This window comes from Rubripirellula obstinata, assembly GCF_001642955.1.
In the GTDB taxonomy this organism is placed as follows: Bacteria; Planctomycetota; Planctomycetia; order Pirellulales; family Pirellulaceae; genus Rubripirellula; species Rubripirellula obstinata.
Genome location: NZ_LWSK01000238.1, coordinates 1 through 2,680 on the forward strand (window position 1 = coordinate 1; position 2,680 = coordinate 2,680).

Genomic DNA, 2,680 nt, shown 5'->3' on the forward strand with positions numbered 1-2,680 from the left:
AGTCGGGTACAGCTAGTAGTGAACTGAACCCTGGCGGGACCAGCTACGGGAAAACCGGGAAGTTATTTCGGGACAGTTCCTTAGTGAGCCGGGAATCGCGTAAGCGGTCGGGTTTACGGAAATGCCCGAGGCGTTACCGCCAGCGGCTCACAAAGAAATTACCCACCCCAAAAAATTGAGTTGCCTTGATACTTTCGCGTCTTTGGGATGAACCGATCGAGGGATTCCAGAGAACGACCATCGGTGACTTCAGCAAATCGGTGACCCAACTTGGCAATTTGGTCCGCTGCGGAAGTCAATTCAGCCTGGTTGTTTAGCTTGAACGTCACACCCTCGGCGACGGTGAGAATCTGATTCAAGACAGGCGAATCAATCTTTGCGGCAACGCTTTGCAATCGCTTGACGCTGCGAGCACCACGTCGGGCGACGGTAACGCCGTAGGTTGCTTTCTCGGTCGCCACTGCGGTCGCGCGTAAACTGGATTCCAGTTCGGCGATCATCCCAGCAACAAACATGACTCGAATTCGGTCGGGCGAACTAGGACGATTGGTTTTGCCATCGCTTTGAACAAAGTTGTGCAACACCATCCCTTGGCTCCACGAAACGAATTCAAAATCAAGACTGCCAGCAGTGTGTCCGCCAACGTTGACAAGTTCTTCATCAGCAGTCGTGTGGCATCGCAAACAGCTCTGCGCGACGTTGTAGACGTTCATCGGATTACGCATTCCTGCTGCAACGCTCTTTGCGACACGCGACGCACGGTGGGCCGGTGATTCAGAAAGCCGCGTGATGCCTTCGCCGCCGTAATCGTGATGCAGATCAACCCAGTTTTTTGCTGGGCCGTGACAGGATTCGCAGGAAACACCAGCGATGACGTGCGGACCGCGCGAATCCATCTTTTGCGTGTAATGACATGCGACACAGCGACCTTCATGCTTGATGCTACGCAGCCCCAAATTAGCAGCGATCTTTTTTGCTTCTGGCCGACGATGCAATTCATCGAACGTCGTCGCGTGTGGCGTCCGCTTCCAAACAGCGATCTCGGGTGCGTGACATTTGACACACGCATCGTTGCCCAGTACCAAATGAGGATTCGGCGCAGTTGCAACTCCGGGCGCAACCGTGCGCGGGACCGACGGTGATGCGGCGCTGACGAAAAGAAACGCACCTGTCGAGAAAGCAAAAAGCGTTGCGAGGCGTTGCAAGTTCATATTTGAAAATCAGATTTGGTGAGTCGAAGACGGTGAGTCGAAAAAATGAATGTTGGTTCAGTCGAGTTCAGCAAGCCAATTGCGGTTGTTTGCTGGTTGGGGTTTCAGGCGATTCGGCGATCAACGAATCTAAACTGAATGAAATGTCGTCAACCCGTGGAGCTTGTTGCTTAGCTTTCCGTCGGACAAACGAAGCGATTGTTCGTCTCGCAAATTTGTGCCGATCATCATGCTGACCATCGGGTTGACCTGACAATCCAAATGCTTCGAAGCGACGAAGCCATTGATTCGAAAGCAATCCATCATCGCGGTTGATGGACGTCTGAGTCTGGTAGCGAGTGATCAGCGTTACGCCGACCTGATCGTTTTGAACGACTTGATGAGGTGTCGCCTGCATCACACTCTGCATCGACCCGGCATGAACCGATGATTCCCAACCGGAGTCGTTTTTTGATGGTTTGTTAATCAGCGGCGTGCGATAGGCAACGTCACGATCGTGTTGAAGGATACGTTCGATGTGCTCGTCTCGATTGATCACATCGTCGGGATAGTTCACCAGCGTTTGATTGCCGGCGATCTGCCAGCGAACCACAGGGTCCGTGTCACAGCGAAGTGGACTTTGCATTCCTGGCGATGTCAGGTGCAGGTCGCCGCCGAAGTTGCAGATTCTCATCGATTCGCTGCATTCAGTCATTTCCTGATTCAGCCGAATCAAGACGCGACGCAGCGGTCGAGAGTGCTGGGCTACGTCTTTCAAAATGATGGAAAAATCGCCTTCACGCAGCATCGTTAGAACTTGCGATCCACTCGCGTTTCCGATCGTACCCAGACGCCGATCATCCAGACGCCGATCATCGCAGTTACCGCCACCCGTTTCGACGACAATCGCGGATGCGGGATACAGATCAATAAGCTGGGCCAATCCTTCGTTAGAAAACAAAGACAATTCACCGAGCCGGTGATGGGTGCTGACCACATCCTGATCAATGCGTCCGCTTTGGCGGAAGTTCCACCTCATCAGATAACGAGGCCCTTGTGATGTTGTGTTCATAACGTTTCAAACGATTGCGTAAAGATGCGCAGTGGTACGTTGAAAACGTAGAACAGAAATTCACCAACGGAGGGACTAACCGGTCCAAGGCCAAGTACTGAACGAGGGTATCGTGTTCAGATAGTCGGGTTATCGTGAATGTCGCGGTTGTAGCGAACCGCGACGAAGCGACAGGCAAGATGTAGGCTGGAACAAGCCGCTTCGGCGCAGTTCCGGCAATCCAACGCCGTACCATGCAATTGCCGGAACTGCGCCGAAGCGGCTTGTTCCGGCCTACCTGCTGAACGAGGGTATCGTGTTCAGATGGTCGGGTTATCGTGAATGTCGCGGTTGTAGCGAACCGCGACGAAGCGACAGGCGAGATGTAGGCCGGAACAAGCCGCTTCGGCGCAGTTCCGGCAATCCAACGCCGTACCAT

At 53.4% G+C, this 2,680-nt stretch carries 2 protein-coding genes; both read right to left on the reverse strand.

The window, feature by feature from the left end; genetic code table 11:
• Window positions 1–158: 158 nt before the first annotated feature.
• The gene (locus tag RC85_RS25320; RefSeq protein ID WP_084423015.1) at window positions 159–1,211 is read right to left on the reverse strand and encodes a cytochrome c family protein; all 1,053 of its coding nucleotides are present in this window, start codon (window positions 1,209–1,211) and stop codon (window positions 159–161) included.
• A 67-nt stretch (window positions 1,212–1,278) separates the two neighbouring features.
• Window positions 1,279–2,262 carry a hypothetical protein gene (locus RC85_RS25325; RefSeq protein WP_068267665.1) on the reverse strand — a complete coding sequence of 328 codons (984 nt, stop codon included), beginning with the start codon at window positions 2,260–2,262 and terminating at the stop codon, window positions 1,279–1,281.
• Between the last annotated feature and the right edge of the window lie 418 nt (window positions 2,263–2,680).

What these genes read in the sequence shown, in the direction of transcription:
- RC85_RS25320 (WP_084423015.1), bottom strand. Translation starts at nt 1,211, where the DNA reads ATGAACTTGCAACGCCTCGCAACGCTTTTTGCTTTCTCGACAGGTGCG.
- RC85_RS25325 (WP_068267665.1), bottom strand. Translation starts at nt 2,262, where the DNA reads ATGAACACAACATCACAAGGGCCTCGTTATCTGATGAGGTGGAACTTC.